Source organism: Salinimicrobium maris (assembly GCF_049680855.1).
Classification (GTDB): domain Bacteria; phylum Bacteroidota; class Bacteroidia; order Flavobacteriales; family Flavobacteriaceae; genus Salinimicrobium.
In genome coordinates this window covers 52601-70735 of record NZ_JBMPGS010000004.1, presented here as the reverse complement: position 1 = coordinate 70735, position 18135 = coordinate 52601, and the positions used below count along the sequence as shown (strand labels likewise).

General features: G+C 39.5%; 15 protein-coding genes. 13 read left to right on the top strand and 2 right to left on the bottom strand.

Annotated features, from left to right (window positions below; all coding sequences use genetic code 11):
* The first annotated feature begins 167 nt into the window (after positions 1-167).
* The 3 genes from ACOV1Q_RS12595 to ACOV1Q_RS12585 are packed head-to-tail and all read left to right on the top strand — an operon-like array spanning position 168 to position 3612.
* Positions 168-1406, top strand: a complete 1239-nt coding sequence (locus ACOV1Q_RS12595; RefSeq protein WP_424494755.1) for a hypothetical protein — start codon at positions 168-170, stop codon at positions 1404-1406.
* Complete coding sequence (locus ACOV1Q_RS12590; protein WP_424494754.1) at positions 1403-2482, top strand: glycosyltransferase family 4 protein; 1080 nt, start codon at positions 1403-1405, stop codon at positions 2480-2482. Before ACOV1Q_RS12595 ends, ACOV1Q_RS12590 begins: the two co-directional genes overlap by 4 nt.
* Complete coding sequence (locus ACOV1Q_RS12585) at positions 2473-3612, top strand: glycosyltransferase family 4 protein (RefSeq protein WP_424494753.1); 1140 nt, start codon at positions 2473-2475, stop codon at positions 3610-3612. Before ACOV1Q_RS12590 ends, ACOV1Q_RS12585 begins: the two co-directional genes overlap by 10 nt.
* A gap of 146 nt (positions 3613-3758) precedes the next feature.
* Here the strand turns inward: ACOV1Q_RS12585 and ACOV1Q_RS12580 are convergent, their stop codons facing one another.
* Positions 3759-4049 (bottom strand): GIY-YIG nuclease family protein, encoded by a 291-nt coding sequence (locus tag ACOV1Q_RS12580; RefSeq protein WP_424494752.1) that lies wholly within the window; start codon positions 4047-4049, stop codon positions 3759-3761.
* A gap of 108 nt (positions 4050-4157) precedes the next feature.
* On the opposite strand from ACOV1Q_RS12580, the gene ACOV1Q_RS12575 reads away from it, so the two are divergent.
* The 10 genes from ACOV1Q_RS12575 to ACOV1Q_RS12530 all read left to right on the top strand — a co-directional run bounded on the left by ACOV1Q_RS12575 (position 4158) and on the right by ACOV1Q_RS12530 (position 16486).
* On the top strand, positions 4158-5810 hold the full coding sequence (locus ACOV1Q_RS12575; RefSeq protein WP_424494751.1) for a glycosyltransferase family 2 protein: 1653 nt from the start codon (positions 4158-4160) through the stop codon (positions 5808-5810).
* Positions 5811-5888: 78 nt separating this feature from the next.
* The gene (locus tag ACOV1Q_RS12570; protein ID WP_424494750.1) at positions 5889-6890 is read left to right on the top strand and encodes a glycosyltransferase family 2 protein; all 1002 of its coding nucleotides are present in this window, start codon (positions 5889-5891) and stop codon (positions 6888-6890) included.
* A 56-nt stretch (positions 6891-6946) separates the two neighbouring features.
* Positions 6947-8029, top strand: coding sequence for a glycosyltransferase family 4 protein (locus ACOV1Q_RS12565; protein WP_424494749.1), 1083 nt, complete (start codon positions 6947-6949; stop codon positions 8027-8029).
* Positions 8030-8044: 15 nt separating this feature from the next.
* Complete coding sequence (locus ACOV1Q_RS12560) at positions 8045-9037, top strand: glucosamine inositolphosphorylceramide transferase family protein (RefSeq protein WP_424494748.1); 993 nt, start codon at positions 8045-8047, stop codon at positions 9035-9037.
* 8 nt (positions 9038-9045) lie between these two features.
* The gene (locus tag ACOV1Q_RS12555) at positions 9046-10224 is read left to right on the top strand and encodes a glycosyltransferase family 4 protein (RefSeq protein ID WP_424494747.1); all 1179 of its coding nucleotides are present in this window, start codon (positions 9046-9048) and stop codon (positions 10222-10224) included.
* Between the two features lie 112 nt (positions 10225-10336).
* Complete coding sequence (locus ACOV1Q_RS12550; RefSeq protein ID WP_424494746.1) at positions 10337-11416, top strand: glycosyltransferase; 1080 nt, start codon at positions 10337-10339, stop codon at positions 11414-11416.
* A gap of 193 nt (positions 11417-11609) precedes the next feature.
* Positions 11610-12899, top strand: coding sequence for an O-antigen ligase family protein (locus ACOV1Q_RS12545; RefSeq protein WP_424494745.1), 1290 nt, complete (start codon positions 11610-11612; stop codon positions 12897-12899).
* Complete coding sequence (locus ACOV1Q_RS12540) at positions 12871-13890, top strand: glycosyltransferase family 4 protein (protein WP_424494744.1); 1020 nt, start codon at positions 12871-12873, stop codon at positions 13888-13890. Before ACOV1Q_RS12545 ends, ACOV1Q_RS12540 begins: the two co-directional genes overlap by 29 nt.
* Positions 13891-13918: 28 nt before the next feature.
* Complete coding sequence (locus tag ACOV1Q_RS12535) at positions 13919-14929, top strand: glycosyltransferase family 4 protein (RefSeq protein ID WP_424494743.1); 1011 nt, start codon at positions 13919-13921, stop codon at positions 14927-14929.
* A gap of 171 nt (positions 14930-15100) precedes the next feature.
* Positions 15101-16486: a sugar transferase gene (locus tag ACOV1Q_RS12530; RefSeq protein WP_424494742.1), complete on the top strand. Its 1386-nt coding sequence runs from the start codon at positions 15101-15103 to the stop codon at positions 16484-16486.
* A gap of 47 nt (positions 16487-16533) precedes the next feature.
* Here the strand turns inward: ACOV1Q_RS12530 and lnt are convergent, their stop codons facing one another.
* Complete coding sequence (gene lnt / locus ACOV1Q_RS12525) at positions 16534-18126, bottom strand: apolipoprotein N-acyltransferase (protein ID WP_424494741.1); 1593 nt, start codon at positions 18124-18126, stop codon at positions 16534-16536.
* Positions 18127-18135 lie beyond the last annotated feature (9 nt).

Below are 18135 nucleotides of genomic sequence, written 5' to 3'. Positions count from 1 at the left end.
GAACGAATAGAACTCTGGGGCTGGTTATCACAGACGGAGTCGGTTACAGAAACTTCTGTTTAAGCGATTTTATTAAAGAAGCATCTCTCAGGTTTGAAAAAATCGTCATTTACTCCGGATTACCTGCATCAGTTTTTAATTTACAAAACTTCCAAAATATAAAGGTTGTGGAACTTCCAGTTTTTTTGGAGCCTTTTATAACCTGGTTCTGGCGAAAGTTTAAAGAAGTGGCACATTTGCAGTTACACAAAAAGTTCTTCGGAATCAACGATAGTTTAGGGGCAAATAAAAGCACAAGTAGTTCAAATAGAGGAAAGGCTACGAGACTGATTTATAGAATAACGCGAAATTTTAATTCTGAAAAGTTTATCAGGTTTCTTGAGAAGAAACAATTGAATTCCCTCGAAAATCATCAGGTTTCCAGGAAATGTATAGAATTTTTAGAGGCCGATCCACCAGATTTTTTATTCTTTACACATCAACGTCCTCCTTACGTAGTCCCAATGGTGTTTGCCGCAAATAAGCTAAATATCAAAACAGGTTCTTTTATTTTTAGCTGGGATAATCTATCCTCTAAGGGCAGAATGGCAGCGCCCTTTGATTTCTTCCTGGTGTGGAGTGAATTGATGAAACGCGAATTACTATATTTCTATCCCAAAACTTCCAGTAATAAAGTGAGGGTAGTTGGTACTCCACAATTTGAACCTTATGTAATGTCGGAGTATGAAACGGAGAAATCTGTATTTTTTAAAAAGCATGAATTGTCATCAGACAAGAAGACTATCTGTTACAGTTGTGGGGATATTTCAACCAGCAGGAATGATGAGCTTTATGTAGAAATTATAGCTACTGCTATTGCAGAGGGAAAAATTTCTGAACCTGTAAACCTTTTAGTACGGACGTCCCCTGCGGAAGAACCTGAAAGGTTTAGCTTTTTAAAGGATAAGTTTCCTTTTATTCGATGGAACTATCCCGACTGGTTTATTTCTAGAAAAGATCATCCTGAACCCTGGTCACAAAGAGTACCTTCAGAAAGTGATTTGGTAGATTTAAAAGGCGTTTTGAATTACTCTGATTTGAGCATTAATATGTGTTCGACGATGAGCCTGGATTTTATGTTATTTGATAAACCTGTCATTAATCCTGTTTTCGGTAATGAACAAAATGGTTTATACAATGATCAGCGATTTTTAAATTATGCCCATTATGAAAAAGTAGTGCAAAGTGGCGCTGTAGCAATAGTTAAAAATGAAGAGGAACTGCTTCGGGAAATTAACTTCAGTCTGAAAAATCCCGACGCCCGACTTAAAGAACAAAAGGAACTACTAAAGCTACAAATAGGAGAACCGCTCAAAGAAACCAGTCAAAGAATTGCTGAAACTTTAAAACAATTTTCAGGGGCTTGAGCAACCGAAAACACATAGCGGTAGTTTGCAACTACGAATTAAAGCTTGACAGGATTGGGGGTATGGATCGATTCTTTAAAGCTTACAATGAGGAGTTGGTTCAAAAAGGGCATAAGCTGACCTGGTTTTTTTCCGGGGGAGAGAGATTTGATTTTTATTCAGGTTTTGATCTTCATCTGGCGGGACAGCAGGAATCTGTGGAGGTTTTTACATTAAATTTCCTGAAGGAAAATGAAGGTTTTGATATTGTAGTCACTCATTTTCTGGCGCTTTGTACTTCGTTTTTTAAAGAAATAAAAAAGAAGAATCAGCCTTACATTCTTGCGGTAGACCATAATCCGCGTCCGCTGCATGGTTTTCCGTTGAAAAAGCGGATAAAGAATAAGCTGAAAGGCAGGTTCTATTCCAAAAATATCGACTGTTTTGTGGGAGTATCCCAATATACCGCCGATTGTATCCTTCAGGATTACGGCAGTAATCTCAGAAATAAGACGAAGGTTGTTTATAATGGAATTGACACTTCAGTGTATCTTAAACGAGCAGAGGAGAACCGGGGGAAATTTATTGTGGCTTCACATTTAAGAGAGTCCAAAGGCATTCAGGATTTGATAGAAGCTGTAAAATCTTTACCGGAAGCAACCCGGAACCTTTTAGAAATAGACATTTTTGGGGAAGGGCCTATGGAAAAGGATTTAAAAGAAATGGTGTCGGCATATAACCTGCAAGAGCAGTTCAAATTTAGAGGAAGCAGCCCAAAACTGCCGGAGCTTTTCAGGAACTATTTTTATATGCTGCAACCCACGTATATGGAATGTTTTAGCTTATCTATCCTGGAAAGCCTGGCAGCGAATGTGCCGGTGATCACCACTCCGGTAGGGGGGAATCCAGAGATAATTTCCCATGGAAAAAACGGATTTATTTTTGAGACAGGAAATATCGAAGAATTAAGAAAGCTACTGCAAAAGGTGATAACCGGGAAAATAATTGTTTCTCAGGATGTCAGTCGGTTAATTGAGAGGGAGTACAGCCTGGATCAAATGGTGGTAAATCATATAAAGCTGCTTCCATGCACATAGGTTTTTTAACTCCGGAATATCCACATCCCAGGGTGCTTTCTTCCGCCGGGATCGGTACCAGTATTCGTAATTCGGCTGCTGCGATGGTTGGGGAAGGAGTAGCTGTTTCCGTCTTTGTTTATGGGCAGAAAGAAGATGCTGTGTTTTCTGAAAATGGTATTAAATTCCATTTGATCCGGCAACAAAAATTCCGTCTTGGCGGTTGGTTTTTATACCGAAAATTTCTTCAAAATTACCTGAACAAATTTATAACAACAGATAAAATAGAAGCCATTGAAGCACCTGACTGGACGGGAATTACTGCTTTTATGAAGCTGCGTTGCCCCTTGGTGATTAGGATGCATGGCAGTGATGTCTATTTTTGTAAACTGGAGGGGCGGTCACAGAAAAGGAAGAATTTTTGGTTTGAAAAAGAGGCTTTACAAAGTGCAGACCGGCTTTTGTCGGTTAGTAAATTCACGGCAAATCAGACTGCTGACATTTTTAAACTGCAGAAAAACGTCGCTGTCATACCAAATTCTGTGGATACGGATTATTTTAATCCGTCCCCGAAAGTCACGGAACCTGATACCCTGCTTTACTTCGGAAGCTTGATCAGGAAAAAAGGCGTACTGGAGCTGGCAGAGATATTCAACAAGGTGGTCGAGCAAAAACCTGAAGTTAAATTGTTGCTCCTGGGGAAAGATGTAAAGGATATTCTTGAAAACAAATCTACATTAGAGCTTTTCCAACAAAAATTATCTCCCGGAGCAAAGAAACAGGTACAGTATATTCCCGGAGTGGCTTATGAAAAAATCAGGGAATACATAGATTCCGCAGCTGTTATCGTTCTGCCAAGTTTTGCCGAAGCCCTTCCCATGTCCTGGCTGGAAGCCATGGCTATGGAGAAAGCCATGGTAACTTCAAATATAGGCTGGGCAAAAGAAGTTATGGTTGATGGCGAAACAGGTTTTACTGAAGATCCTACCAATCATGCCGCCTATGCTGAAAAAATACTAAGATTTCTAAATAATCCTGACCTGGCACAACAAATGGGAAAAGCTGCACGTGAGCAGGTGGTAAGGAAGTTTTCTACAGAAGTAGTAGTGGAGCAGAATATTAAACTTTATGAAGAGGTACTGGGGAAATGATCTCAATCCAGAGACGTCATTGCGAGGGCGAAGCCCGACGCAATCTCATGAGGTGAGCTGTACACATGGTTGCGATTTCCCCACAACAGATTGCAGCGCTTCGTTTTACTCCGCTCGCAATACCGGTATGCTACGGTCATTTAAATTCAAAAACCGACCCCATCCGACAAATCCTTCCACTCAGGATTCATCTCATTAATTAGTTTCTCTTTCCTCGCCCTATTACCTGCTTTTAATTTCTTTTCATAAGCAATGGCTTCCCTGATGTCAGTGAACTCCTGGTAATAAACTAAATGCTCGCAATTGTACTTTGAGGAGAAACCTTTGTAGAACTTCGTTTTATGCTGATAAATCCTGCGTAATAGATTTGAAGTGACACCCGTGTATAGGACGGTCTTGTTTTTATTGGTCATTATGTATACATGACTAAGCTTCATAATTAAATTTATGTTTTTTTATCGTCATTGCGAAGGGAGCCCCAAAGGGCGACTGAAGCAATCTCATGAAGCAGGTCAGAATTGTGTCCATAGCTCAATTTCATGCGATTGCCACGCTCCGTTTCACTCGCTCGCAATGACAGCTCCCTCTCCAAAGGAGAGGGCGGGGGAGAGGAAAAAATACTACATTTGCCCAAACTCATTCCTCCTTTGAAAATACTTGTCCATCAAAATGCCAAAATCCCTTTAAAAGTTATTTCTTCTAATCCTGAAGAAGTACATCCTACAAGTAAAACCTCCACAGAGGCGTTTTGGGAATTAGCAGAAAAATTTCCTGATGAGATCATCGGCTGGTGTGAAGAGGGTTTACTGGGGAATTTGGAAATGGACCATTGGGAAGGGATCTTTTATCATAATTTAATAATGGCTTCCTATGCTGTTAAAACAACCTTTCTTCCCGCCGGTATAGGTTATGTAGACGAACTGCCTTTCATTAATGTTAAAAGAAACGTCTCTTACGGAACCTGGTTAATGAGCAGTGATGTTGGTGGAATAAAAGGGGGAATTCTATTGAAATTCAGGCAGTTATTCAGGGATGAGAAGGATTTTAATTTCCTGCTGAATTCCATTGCTAAGATCGGGCAACAGAATGGCCTGCTTTGTTATAGTGAGCCGGGATTGGTGCGTTCTTCTGAAAATGCTACTCTGGAAAGCAGAGCAAGTCAGTATGATTTATTCAGGTTTGTTTATCAGCATTATACTACTGCCTGGACATCTGTTTTACTTTTGTGCTTGGTTGTTTATGAAAGGTCATTCCCTCTCTTAGCTTACTTAAAGAGCTTTTTTCATCCCAAGATTTTCCGAAGATCGATTAATTTATCGGGTTTAATGAATCCTTCCCGGAAGAGTATTTCTACTTCAGAAACTATTGATGTGATCATTCCCACCATGGGAAGAGCTCAATATTTATACGATGTTTTAAAAGATTTTTCAGCTCAGACACATCTCCCGAAGAAAATCATCTTAATAGAGCAGAATGCCGATCCTGAAGCCGTTTCTGAACTGGATTTTATAAAGGATGAAAAATGGCCCTTTGAATTAGCACATCATTTTATCCATCGTACCGGTGCCTGTAATGCCAGAAATATTGCTTTGGAAAAGGTTACTTCAGAATATGTATTCTTTGCAGATGATGATATACGGTTCAGTAGAAATCTTTTGAAAGATATCATTTCTGAAATTAATAAATACCATCTATGTGCGGTAAATATGAACTGCAAACAACCAGGCGAAGAGACAGTCTTTGGTAAAATTAAACAATGGGGGAGTTTTGGTTCGGGTACCAGTTTTGTAAGATCTTTATATGCGAAAAAATGCCAGTTTTCAGAAGTATTTGAACATGGCCATGGGGAGGATGCAGATTTTGGAATGCAATTAAGAAAGGTGGGATGTGATATAATTTATCATCCGAACCTGGAAATCCAGCATTTAAAAGCTCCCCTGGGAGGTTTCCGGCAAAAACCTGAGCTAGAATGGGAAAAGGAATGCCCGTTACCAAAACCTTCACCCACTGTTATGGCGTATGCACTTAGAAATTATACTCCACAGCAAATCAGGGGATATAAGGCGTCGTTATTTCTGAAGTTCTATCCACGGCAGAAAATCAAGAATCCCTTTTCTTATATTTCTTCCATGAATAAAAGATGGGAAAAAAGTAAAATCTGGGCGGAAAGGCTAATAAAACAGGGAAACGATTTTTAGAACTTCCACACAGCGTAACTACATCTTCTGACGGCGAAAACGTTTAGTTTTTGGGAACAAACCTATATCTTTACCCCGATGAAATCTAGCTTAATTATTTGCACCTATCAACGTCCCGAACCGCTTAAAAAGTTACTGGATTCCGTAGAGCTCCAAACAATTCTGCCAGATCAAATTTTGATTATAGACGGTTCAGAGGATGACCGGACAAGAACCCTGGTTTATGAAAATTCTTTCACTAATCTGGAATATTATACGGTGGAGGAAAATGACCGCGGACTAACTCGGCAACGAAACTTTGGAGTGAGAAAACTACAGCCTGATGCAGAAGTAGCTTTTTTCCTGGATGATGATACAATATTACATCCTGATTATTTCAAAGAAATTTTGACTACCTACGAAGAATATCCTGAGGCACTGGGTGTTTCCGGTCATATCATAAATGAACAGGAATGGCAACAGGTTCCGGAAGGTTATCAACCCACAGAATCAGAATTTGTTTATGATAATTGGAAAAGGATCGAAGGCTCCAGATTCAGTTTGAGGAGAAAATTCGGACTTTCTCCAAATGTGCCTCCGGGTTTTATGCCGGACTTCTCTCACGGCTATTCTACCGGTTTTTTACCGCCCAGTGGTAAGACGTACGAAGTGGAAATGCTCATGGGCGGTATCGCAAGCTACAAAACAGAAGTGTTTGAAAAATTACAGTTTTCATCCTATTTTGAAGGTTATGGACTTTATGAGGATGCCGATTTTGCCCTTAGAGCTTCAAAAATGGGAAAATTGTATGTGAACACAGCAGCGAAAGTTGAGCATCATCATGCTGCGGAAGGAAGACCGAATAAATTTAAGTATGGTAAAATGGTCGTTAGAAATGGCTGGTATGTATGGCGGGTGAAAAATCCCCATCCAACCTGGTTGGCCAGGACCAAATGGAATGCCACTTCTTTTTTGCTCACTGTAATAAGACTTTCCAATGTCGTAAATACAAGAAAAAGAAAAGAAGCTTTAACTGAAGCCTCAGGACGGATTGCAGGATGGATAAGTCTAATTTTCAATAAACCGAAATTTAATGAATAAAATTTGGTCAAATGAGATTCTCGTAAGGACCAAAAGAATTTTAGAATTGTATTAGTTTGAAAACCATCTTCCTTTCCTTTACCATTGCAAAAACTTCTGTTTCCGATTACTTCATCGAACTGGCTAATAAATTATCAGAAGAATTTAAGGTGGTTATCATTACTGATAGTGTAAAGGATCATCAGCCTTCAATATCACCGGGAATAGAGATCTTCAAATGGCCGTCAAGACGACCAACAGTTTGGAAAGATTTTAAATTTCTAATTGAGAAGGTGAAAGAATACCGGCCGGAAATGATGATCTCCATGTTTGGGTCCATCAATATTTTTTTACTGGTAGGTTATTTCATGGGGGTAAAACACCGGCTTCCCTGGAGCCGAACGATTTCTACCCAGTTCAATACGAAAAAATCCCTGCTGCTCCGGAAAAAGATTCTCTATAGGTTAGCTACGAAAGTCATCGCAAATTCCAACGCTACTAAAAAAGATATGATTGATAATTTTGGCGTAAGAGCAGAAAAGATTGAAGTTTTTTATAACGCTGTGAAGGAGTACGCTATAGAAAATCCCGGATTACAGAGGGACAAAATTCTTTATGTTGGTAATATGTGGTCTTCTAAAGGAGTTGATACGCTTTTGGAAGCCATGCCTGCAGTATTGGAGGTGTATCCTGAAATAAAACTTTCTCTTATTGGAGGTTCCCTCAAAGGGAGCAGGATAAAGCAACTTCAAAAGAAGTCTGCCGAACTAAAAATAGCTGCAAATGTCACATTTTTAGGTAGTCAGTCCAAGGAGAGGGTACTGAATGAATTTGCGGGTGCATATCTTGCCGTGGTCCCTTCCATAGTAGAGGCTTTTGGATTTGTGGTTATTGAAAGTTTTTCGGTGAAAACCCCCGTGATTGGTGCTAACACCTCCGGAATTGCGGAGATCATTAGAAATGGTAAAGACGGATTCCTGTTTCAGCCTGGAAATCCTGTTGATCTTTCATCAAAAATTCTGAAGTTATTGCAAAATGAAGAGCTTCGGGAAGAATTCAGTCAAAATTGTTATGAACGATTTAGAGATGAATTTGAAGTAGGCTGCGCCACCACTATTGTGCGTGAAAAATTAAAAAATATTTTAGCCTCAAAGGATTAATGCATTGGTAAATAAATGAGTAAAAAATTATTATTTGTTGGTTTGCTAATTTTGGGAATAGCTTTGTTGTTGATCTTTCATACACGGTATCCTTTCGTTACTCCTGCTGTGGGTCCATGGTCTGTTGGATATCAGAAATCATCAAATCCTCTCGAAATACAAAAAGTAAATCCCGAAAATATAATTACTTATGAATTCATTGATAGTTTATTACCTGAACCTATAGACTATATAGCAGATCCTTTTTTTATAAAAGAAAAAGATACATTTTATATTTTCGTAGAAATTAAAGGAAGGGGAAATGCCAACATAGCTTTACTGACTTCCCCCAACGGGAAAAAATATAATTACCAGGGAATCGTGTTAGATGAACCTTTTCATCTTTCCTATCCGCAGGTTTTTAAACATAAAGGAGCGCTTTATATGCTTCCGGAAACGAAAGGTTCCAACAATGTCTTACTTTACAAAGCAGCAAATTTTCCCTATTCCTGGAGCATAAGTGATACTCTGGTAAAAGATATTTCCTTAAAAGATCCTTCCCTCTTGCTGAGTGAGGATTTGAACCTCATAGTGGCTGTAGATGATGCGACAAAACAATACATGTTTACGGCAGATTCACTTACCGGAAATTGGAAGGAATTGGAAAAATACAGGCAGAACTGGGGAAATGAAACAAGGCCGGGAGGACGCTTTTTTAATATTAATAAGACATGGTATCTTCCTCTGCAAAACATGTCGGCAGATTATGGAACCGGAATTTCTATTTACGCGTTGAAAACCAATGGGCAGGAATTGGATCTTGCTCTGGAAAAAAAATTATTTTTAGGTCCACAACCTGAAATAAAATGGTTTAACAGGGGAATGCATCATTTGGATATTCAGCAAGTTGATGGGGAATATTATATGGTCTATGATGGAGATCAACATCTCGACAATAAAAAGGAATGGCAGTTCAAAAGAACTTTAAAGTTAAACTGGATTGACTTTTATAATTTTCTCATGCGCTAAAACAGGAAATGAGGTTTACTATCATCACATATTTGGAACATAAACAGGAGGAAGATATTTTCTACTCCTATGCTCCCTATATCCGGGAAATGAATCTCTGGCTAAAGCATGTAGATGAGGTGGAGGTGGTGGCTCCTTTATTAAATTCACCTGTTAAATCTACTGAACTGGCTTATGCTTCAAAAAGGCTGTTTTTTACCAAAATTCCAGCTATTAATTTGCTTTCTGCAAGATATGCTTTCCTGGCCTTTTTAAAGTTGCCAAAAATAATTCTGAAGGTATTCAAGGCAATGAAACGCAGCGATCATATTCATCTGCGTTGTCCCGGAAATATTGGGTTAATCGCCTGTTTTGTGCAGATCTTCTTTCCAAAGAAACCAAAAACAGCAAAATATGCCGGAAACTGGGATCCGGAAGCAAAGCAGCCCTGGAGCTACAACCTTCAAAAATGGCTTCTTAAAAATACATTTTTGACCCGAAACATGCAGGTATTAGTATACGGTGACTGGCCGCATCAGTCCAGGAATATCAAACCTTTCTTTACGGCTTCTTTTTCCGAAAAGGAGAAACAGGAAGTGCTGGAAAAGAATTTTGAAGCTCCTTTTACTTTTTTGTTCGTCGGAAATTTGGTAAAGGGGAAGCATCCATTGCAGGCAATACAACTGGTTCAACAGATCAACAAAGAATTAGATTTGAGCTTTGAACCTCGAAATATAATATTAGAAATATACGGTGACGGACCTGAAATGAAAATGCTCAAAGCTTATTGTAAAGCTGAAAACATTGAGCAGCTCATAGTTTTTAAAGGAAGCAGGCCGCTGGAAGAAGTGAAAAAAGCATACCAAAAAGCACATTTTTTAATATTACCTTCCCAATCTGAAGGATGGCCTAAAGCAGTGGCAGAAGCCATGTTCTTTGGTTGTATTCCTGTCTCCACACCGGTGAGTTGTGTGCCCTGGATGCTTGACTACGGAAACAGAGGCATCTTACTTTCAGATCAAGCAAATGGCCAACAGCGAATGGTTAACGGCTCGAAAGAGTGGCCAGTGGCTCTTACCAGGATAGTAGAAATAATGAAGGATGCTGCAGAAATGAAAAGAATGTCTGAAGCAGCTAAGCAGTGGAGCCAGCAGTATACATTGGAAAGGTTTGAAGAAGCTATTAAAGAGGTGCTGAGAAAGGTATAGATTTCCATTTAGTCTCACGTCATGCTGAACTTGTTTCAGCATCTTATGAACTTGGTTTTTAACGTGCAGCCCTAAAATAAATTCAGGTGATGCTATAAAACAAAAACAAAAAATGCGTGTTCTTCAACTAATCGATAGCTTACTCCCCGGCGGTGCAGAACGTATGGCGGTTTCTTATGCCAATGCCCTTAACGGCAGAATAGATGCTTCCTTTTTATGTTGTACACGAATGGAGGGAATGCTCCAAAAAAAGCTCGATCCGGAAGTAGGTTATCTTTTTCTAGAGAAGAAGTCTACGCTGGATTCAAAGTCATTTTTCAGATTGAGGAAATTCATTGAAGAAAACCGAATAGATTTGATTCAGGCGCACAGCAGTTCATTTTTCCTGGCTGTATTGGTGAAATTATCACTGCCAAAAGTGAAACTGATATGGCACGACCATTACGGAAGGGATTTGGACACCAGGAAGCCCGGGATTCTAAAGCAAGCTTCCAGGTATTTCGACGGCATCATATCAGTAAACGCTCATTTAAAAGAATGGGCGGTAGATAATTTGTATTCTGAAGAAGTAAAATATGTAAAGAATTTTCTTCCGGAGCCAGCTTCAGAAAAAGCCGATACAGAGAATCTGAAAGGACAGGCCGGTTTTAATATCATTTGCCTGGCAAACCTCCGGCCTCAGAAAGATCATCTCAATTTACTTATGGCTTTCAGTTTACTTTCTGAAAGAGAGATTAACCTGCATCTCATCGGAAAGGATGAAAAAGATGATTATTCAAGGAGTATCAAAAAATTTTTGCAGGAGAATGATTTGGAGAAAAGGGTGTTCCTTTACGGCTCCCGGGAAAATGTGGAGGATTTACTTAAAAAGGCCGATCTTGCCGTACTTTCTTCTGCTTCTGAAGGATTACCCGTCGCTTTGTTGGAATATGGCCTTGCCGGTTTACCTGTAATATGCACTCGTGTAGGAGAATGCGAAGCAGTGATAGGTGAAAATGGTATTCTTGTATCACCTCATGATCCAAAGGAATTGGCAGACGCTATATCATATTATATAGATTTCGAACAAAAAAAACGTGCTGATGCCAGTAACTTTCAGCGTGAAGTAAGAAAAGCCTACTCCGAAGACACCGTAATTCCTGATGTACTGGAATTCATGAAATACATTGTTGAAAAACAGAAAAAGAATTAGGAATAAAGGGGAAACCATTTTTAACTCCAAACTCAGGTGGCGATTTTAAACTTTTAGCTATTATTGCATCTGGAAATGAGAGGTTAAGGGTTTGGCCCGATACTACATTTCTACCTCAAATTATAAGTGTCTACTACACATTAAGAATCTAACCCACATACAGTACTTGCAGTTACTGCTGTTACATTTTGTAATGGCTTTAATTGTTTACATGTATCGCCCTGCTTCACAATTTCTTTTGCTTGGTGTAATTGTGTTTTTCCTTTTTTACGTGATCATTAGGAATAACAGGAACAATGAAGCTTTAATGGCCGCGGCCTATATTGCCGGAGCAGAAGTTTTCTTCAGAATGACTGGTGGAATGGTTTTTTATGAAACCGGAAAATATTCAGTCATCCTTTTCCTGGTTATAGGAATGTTTTATAAAGGTTCTTCTATAAAATCTGTTCCCTTCTGGATATATTTACTAATTCTCATCCCCGGAATAGTGGTAGCCTCTCAAACCCTGAGTTATGAGGTAGTGTTCCGAAAGGCTGTGGCCTTTAATCTAAGTGGTCCGGTATGTTTAGGAGTTTCCGCGCTTTACTGCTATTATAAAAAAGTTTCCGCCGTGCAGTTCAATTACATTTTGATGCTGCTACTGTTACCGCTGGTTAGCAACATGATTTACCTGTTTCTTTACACTCCAGATCTCGGAGAAGCACTCATGAGCGGGACCAATTCAAATTATGCTACTTCGGGCGGCTATGGCCCTAACCAGATTTCTACAGTAATGGGAATGGGTGCTCTACTGCTTAGTACTCGCTTATTCGTCATCAAAAACAGGCTCATAAATATTATAGACCTTGTTCTTTTTGGATTAATGAGCTACAGGGCGGTAATTACCTTTTCAAGAGGAGGTGTTTTGACTGCTTTGATTTGTATTGTTTGCTTTTTGGCAATTCTTTATTATAAACAAACCGGCAGAGAAAAATCAAGAACACTGCGAAAGCTAGGACTTATGTTTGCTGCAGCAGTGGGAACGTGGTTGTTTATTTCTATTGCTACCCAGGGACTTATTAATTATAGATATTCAAATCGAAATGCGGCAGGAGAACTGGAGGAGGATATTACAACGGGAAGGGCGGAGTTAATCGTGACTGAGTTACAGGGGTTTTATCATAATCCTGTAATAGGAGTAGGCGTTGGTAAGGCGAAGGAATACAGGGAGGAAGAAACCGGGATCGAAACAGCCTCCCACAACGAGATCAGTCGGTTATTGTCAGAACATGGATTATTAGGTCTATTAGCCATTCTAATTCTTATATTTGTTCCTTTGCTGTTTTGGCTTAAATTTAAAAACAATTATTATTTTCTGGCTTTTGTGGCTTTCTGGTTTTTAACTGTAAACCATTCTGCCATGCGTATAGCCTTACCCGGACTAGTATATGGGCTGGCACTTTTATATATAGTTGATGAAAAAAAGAATCTTATACATAGGTAACAATCTTACAAATTCTACTTTTACTGCTACCTATATTTCTTTTTTTAGCGAGGTATTGAAAAAAGAAGGGCACGAGGTAAAAACCGCCTCGGGAAAAGACAATAAACTCTTGCGCCTGGCCGATATGCTAAATCTGATTTGGCAAAACAGGAAATCTACAGATGTTGTATTGATCGATACCTATGGAGCACAGAATTTTTATTACGCCTATAGTGCCGCAAAATTGTGCCGGCAACTGCAATTGCCTTATATTCCAATTCTGCATGGCGGGAATTTGCCCGGGCGGCTGGAAACTTCCAAAAGAAAAAGTCGCGATCTTTTCGGAAATGCAAAAGTTAACATAGCACCATCTCATTTTTTGTTCAATATTTTTAAAGCTGAAGGTTTTGAAAACCTGAAAATAATCCCGAATTCTATCAATCTTAAAACTTTTCCCTTCCGGAAAAGAGAAAAGTTTGAACCTAAACTTCTCTGGGTTCGTAGATTTCAGGAAAGATATAACCCTATGCTGTCTTTAAAAGTATTTCAGAAACTAAGGGAAAAATATCCTGAAGCTGAATTATGTATGGTGGGTCCGGAGAAAGATGGCTCCCTGGAAGCCTGCCGGGAATATGCTGAGAAATATGATCTGCCCGTGAAATTCACCGGTAAATTGAGAAAGAAAGATTGGGCCACAATAGCAGCCGATTATGACTTTTTCCTGAATTCCACAAATATTGATAACACTCCTATCAGTGTCATAGAAGCTATGGCTTTGGGCCTTCCGGTAATTTCTACAGATGTTGACGGGATGCCTTATCTTATTGAGAATGGCAAAAATGGAGTTTTGGTTCCTGCAGAAGACATAGATGCTATGCTCAAGGGTCTAACAGATCTTTTGGAGAATCAGGATAAAGCCCGACAGATTTCCCTTGCTGCCTATGAAAAAGTCAAGGAGTTTGATTGGGATAAAATAAGGCATCAATGGAACGAACTTCTGTCGGAAGTTTGAAAAATGCCGGAATCTTAGCCTTTTAAAATTGACAACTGTTCTTTACATAGGAAATCAACTTTTAGCCCGCGGTGGTTCCCCAACTTCCATAGACATTTTGGCGCCCTTACTGCAAAGGGAAGGCCTAATAGTAAAGACAGTGTCTTCCAGAAAAAATAAATTACTTCGATTGATGGAAATGCTGCACCTGGTGAGAAGAAATGCAGGTACTGCAGATTATGTCTTAATTGATGTCTACAGCACCACCAATTTCTGGTACGCCTATGCAGTTGCATTATTATGCCAGCAACAACAGCTTAAATATATTCCTATTCTGCATGGCGGGAATTTACCGGCACGCTTAAAAAAATCCACTAAGGCTTGTAATCGTATTTTTCGTAAAGCTTATCTAATTGTTTCTCCTTCCCTTTATCTTAAAGAAATTTTTGAAAAAGAAGGTTATACAAATATAAAGTACATCCCTAACAGCATCACCTTGGAACAGTATGAGTTTAAGAGGCGAAAAACAATACGGCCACGGCTTTTATGGGTTAGGGCTTTTGCTCAAATTTATAATCCAATGCTGGCCCTAAACGTTCTTGATTTAGTACTGAAAAAATATCCCGAAGCTGAACTTTGCATGGTTGGACCGGATAAAGACGGGACATCAGAAACCTGCCGACATTATGCGGAAAGGAAAAATTTACCGGTGAAATTTACAGGAAAATTGTCTAAAAATGAATGGATATCACTGGCAGCCGACTATGACATTTTCCTGAATACCACCGATGTTGATAATACTCCGGTGAGCGTAATCGAAGCTATGGCACTCGGTCTTCCGGTAGTTTCAACAAATGTCGGAGGAATTCCATATTTGATCGACCAAAATAAAGAGGGGCTGCTGGTTCCTCCTAACAATTCCGAAGAAATGGCTGCTGCTGTTTTCGAGTTAATTGAGAAGCCTGAAAAAGCAGAAGAAATGTCACGGGCGGCAAGAAAAAAGGTGGAAGCTTTTGACTGGGAGCTGGTAAAAAAGAAATGGAAAGACATCTTAATTTAAAGATTACCAGGTAGTGTTTCTAATTGTTGCTCTTTCTAGTTTTTTAAGAAGCAACTTATTTATAGTCAGGTTTTAGCATCTTTCTTGACAAGAAAAATTCTTTAAAAAATTATGTGGAATACCTTCATTCGAAAGTTCTCTTCTCTATATTTGCACGCGTAAAAGTTTTTCATGCCCCGAAAACAGAACATTCATTTTGAAATCTCTGAGAGAAAGGTCCTGCTCCGCATCTTTGATGTGGTTTGGGTACTATTCACTCTTTATCTCGTGGGTATTTTTTCCCAATTTGAGTATTTTAGTATCAATTCAAATTTTTGGAGCTGGGGCTTTGTGCTGGCCTTATATCTTACGGTTTTCTCAAGTGTATTTGAACTTTACGATCTTCAGAAGGCAAGTAAGTTTGATACGGTGCTCAAAAATGTCATTTTGACGACCTCTGTAACTGTACTCTTTTTCCTGCTTACTCCCTTTTTTACGCCGGTGTTGCCGGAGAATCGAATGCAAATTATTTATTTCTATTTTGCAATTGTCTTTGCCCTGCTGCTCTGGCGTTTCTCTTATATCGCCCTGGTTTCTTCGCCACGTTTTTATAAGAGGGTATTGTTAATCAATAATTCGTATGATGTAGATGTCATTGCCCAGCAATTAAGGAAATCTGATCCACATTATCATATCGTGGGGTACATGAATTTTGGCGGTTCCTCAGGTGAAGTAGGTGCTTTCTCTGGATTGAGGCGTTTTTCCAACCATAATCTGCAAGCTGTCATAAAGGAAAATGCGATTACCGAAATCCTGATTTCCGGGGATCACACGCCATCAAGTATCAATGAAGAACTGTTGGAACTGCTCAAAAAAGGCTTTCCGGTAAAAGATTATTACGAGGTGTATGAGGAGAAAACCAATCGTATTCCCGTGCAGCATATCGAAAAGGATTTTTACAAATTCTTTTACTTCAGCCGCATAAATGACAATAAATTCTACCTTTTTCTTCATCGCTGTTTTGACGTGATCGTTTCCCTCTTTGGAATGATGATAGGAGCTTTTTTAATTCCTTTTATTCTCGTCGGAAATTTCTTCGGAAATAAAGGAACGTTGTTTTACAGGCAGGAAAGGATAGGGAAGAACGGCAACATCTTTAATATTCTGAAGTTTAGAACCATGAGGTATGATGCCGAACTGAACGGGGCGCAGTGGGCAGAAAAAAATGATATACGTGTCACTAGATTTGGAAAATTCTTGAGAAGGACCCGGCTGGATGAATTTCCGCAGTTCTATAACATTTTTAAAGGTGAAATGAGCCTTATTGGTCCGCGACCGGAACGTCCTGTTTTTGTGGAAGAATTAACCGGAATAATCCCATTTTACGATACCCGTCACAGCATCAAACCGGGACTTACAGGTTGGGCGCAGGTAATGGCCGAATATGGTAACAGCCATGGGGATAGTCTTGAAAAATTGCAGTACGACCTTTATTATATTAAACACCGAAATATCTTTCTTGACATAAATATACTGGTAAAAACCCTGAGCACCATTATTTTCTTTAGGGGACAGTAATTTTAGGGAGCAGTTTTCAGTGAGCAGTCCTTCAGTCTTTAGCGCAACTATATTTTTCTTGTTCGTTTCCATTTTACCATGGCAAACAGAAAGATAAATAGGGCAAGAAACTGACTGATGCGGGCAATGTAATCGCCATGTTTTGTGTAAAAGGTGAGTCTGTCATTAACACTTATTTGACCTCTCAACGCGCCCTGTTCTTCGTATCCAAGGGACGCTGTAATCTCTCCCTTTTCATTAATAAAAGCAGAAATACCCGTATTCGCACTTCTTGCAATGGCTCTCCTGTTTTCCACAGCGCGTAGTTTCGCGTAGCTTAAATGCTGTTTGTGACCTTGTGTATCACCCCACCAGGCGTCGTTGGTGATGATTGCCAGGAAACCTGCACCATTTTGAACATAACCGGTCACAAAATCCCCGTAAACAGATTCATAACAAATGATGGGTGCAACAAGTTCTCCATTGTTCAGCTTGAAAACACCTCGGTCTGGCTGCGTAGTCTTCATGGCCACAGTTCCGCCGAGGTCTATCATGACGTTTCCTAAGACTGGCTTTAAAACTTCCTGATAGGGGAAATTTTCAACGCCTACCACCAGTTTTGATTTATGGTAAAAATGTACCGAATCCTGGGCGGTGACCATAAAGGCAGAATTATAATCGTCATACCAGTCATTGGGGCCAATCTGGTTACTTTGGCCGGTAACAAGAGCAGGATCGCCAAAACGATCATACATGGAAATACCACTCAGAAATGCCATTTTTGGATGATTATTCACAAATTGCCTTGTAAAAAAATTAGCTTCGGAACGTTCAAATTTCTTCAGAATAGTTCCGTCTGCAAAGACAGTTTCCGGAGCGACTACGATTTGAGTATTTTCGGAAATATTTTCTTCTGCCAGTTCGGTAAGAAGCTCTCCAATGCGGGTGTCATTGGTATTGTATTTTTCGGTATAAGGATTCACATTTGGCTGTAGCACGAGGGCTTCAATGGTTTCTTCGCTTTCCGAATAATTATAAAGAACTACGTAGGAAATAATGATGGGAAGGACGATCAATAATCCACTTTTTAAGAATCCTCTGTAAAGAATATTTCTTTCGCGATGCTTCTTGTAAAGCATGAGCATCTTGAAAAGCGAAATGTTCACCAGCCATACCCAGAGTGTACCACCAAAAGTACCGGTAAATTCATACCATTGTACCCAATTAATAGCTTCGGAAAATCCATTTCCAAGGTTTAGCCAGGGCCATGAAAATTCCCAGTTGAGGTGTAGGTACTCAAAAACGATCCATAATGAAACCAGGAAAGTTGAAGCGGCACCAAAATAAGTCCTTTTTGCTACGAGGTGATAAATGAGAAACACGAGGCTCATCAAGAGGGAATTTGCCAGGATGGCGAAAATCCCACCAAAAGCTGTGGAATAATAGAGCCAGTAAGTAGTTACCAGGTTCCAGATGAAAAAACTCAGGTAAGACAATCCAAAGATCTTCCATTTTCTATTGTGGACCTGGTCCAGCCGAATGTGAGCTTCAGCATAAAGCAACGGAACAAAAGCAAAAAACAACAGGAGCGGGAAGCCATAAGTAGGCCAGCCTAGTGCCAGCAAAATTCCTGAAAGAAGTGCGTAAAAGATATATTTCATAATGCAGTC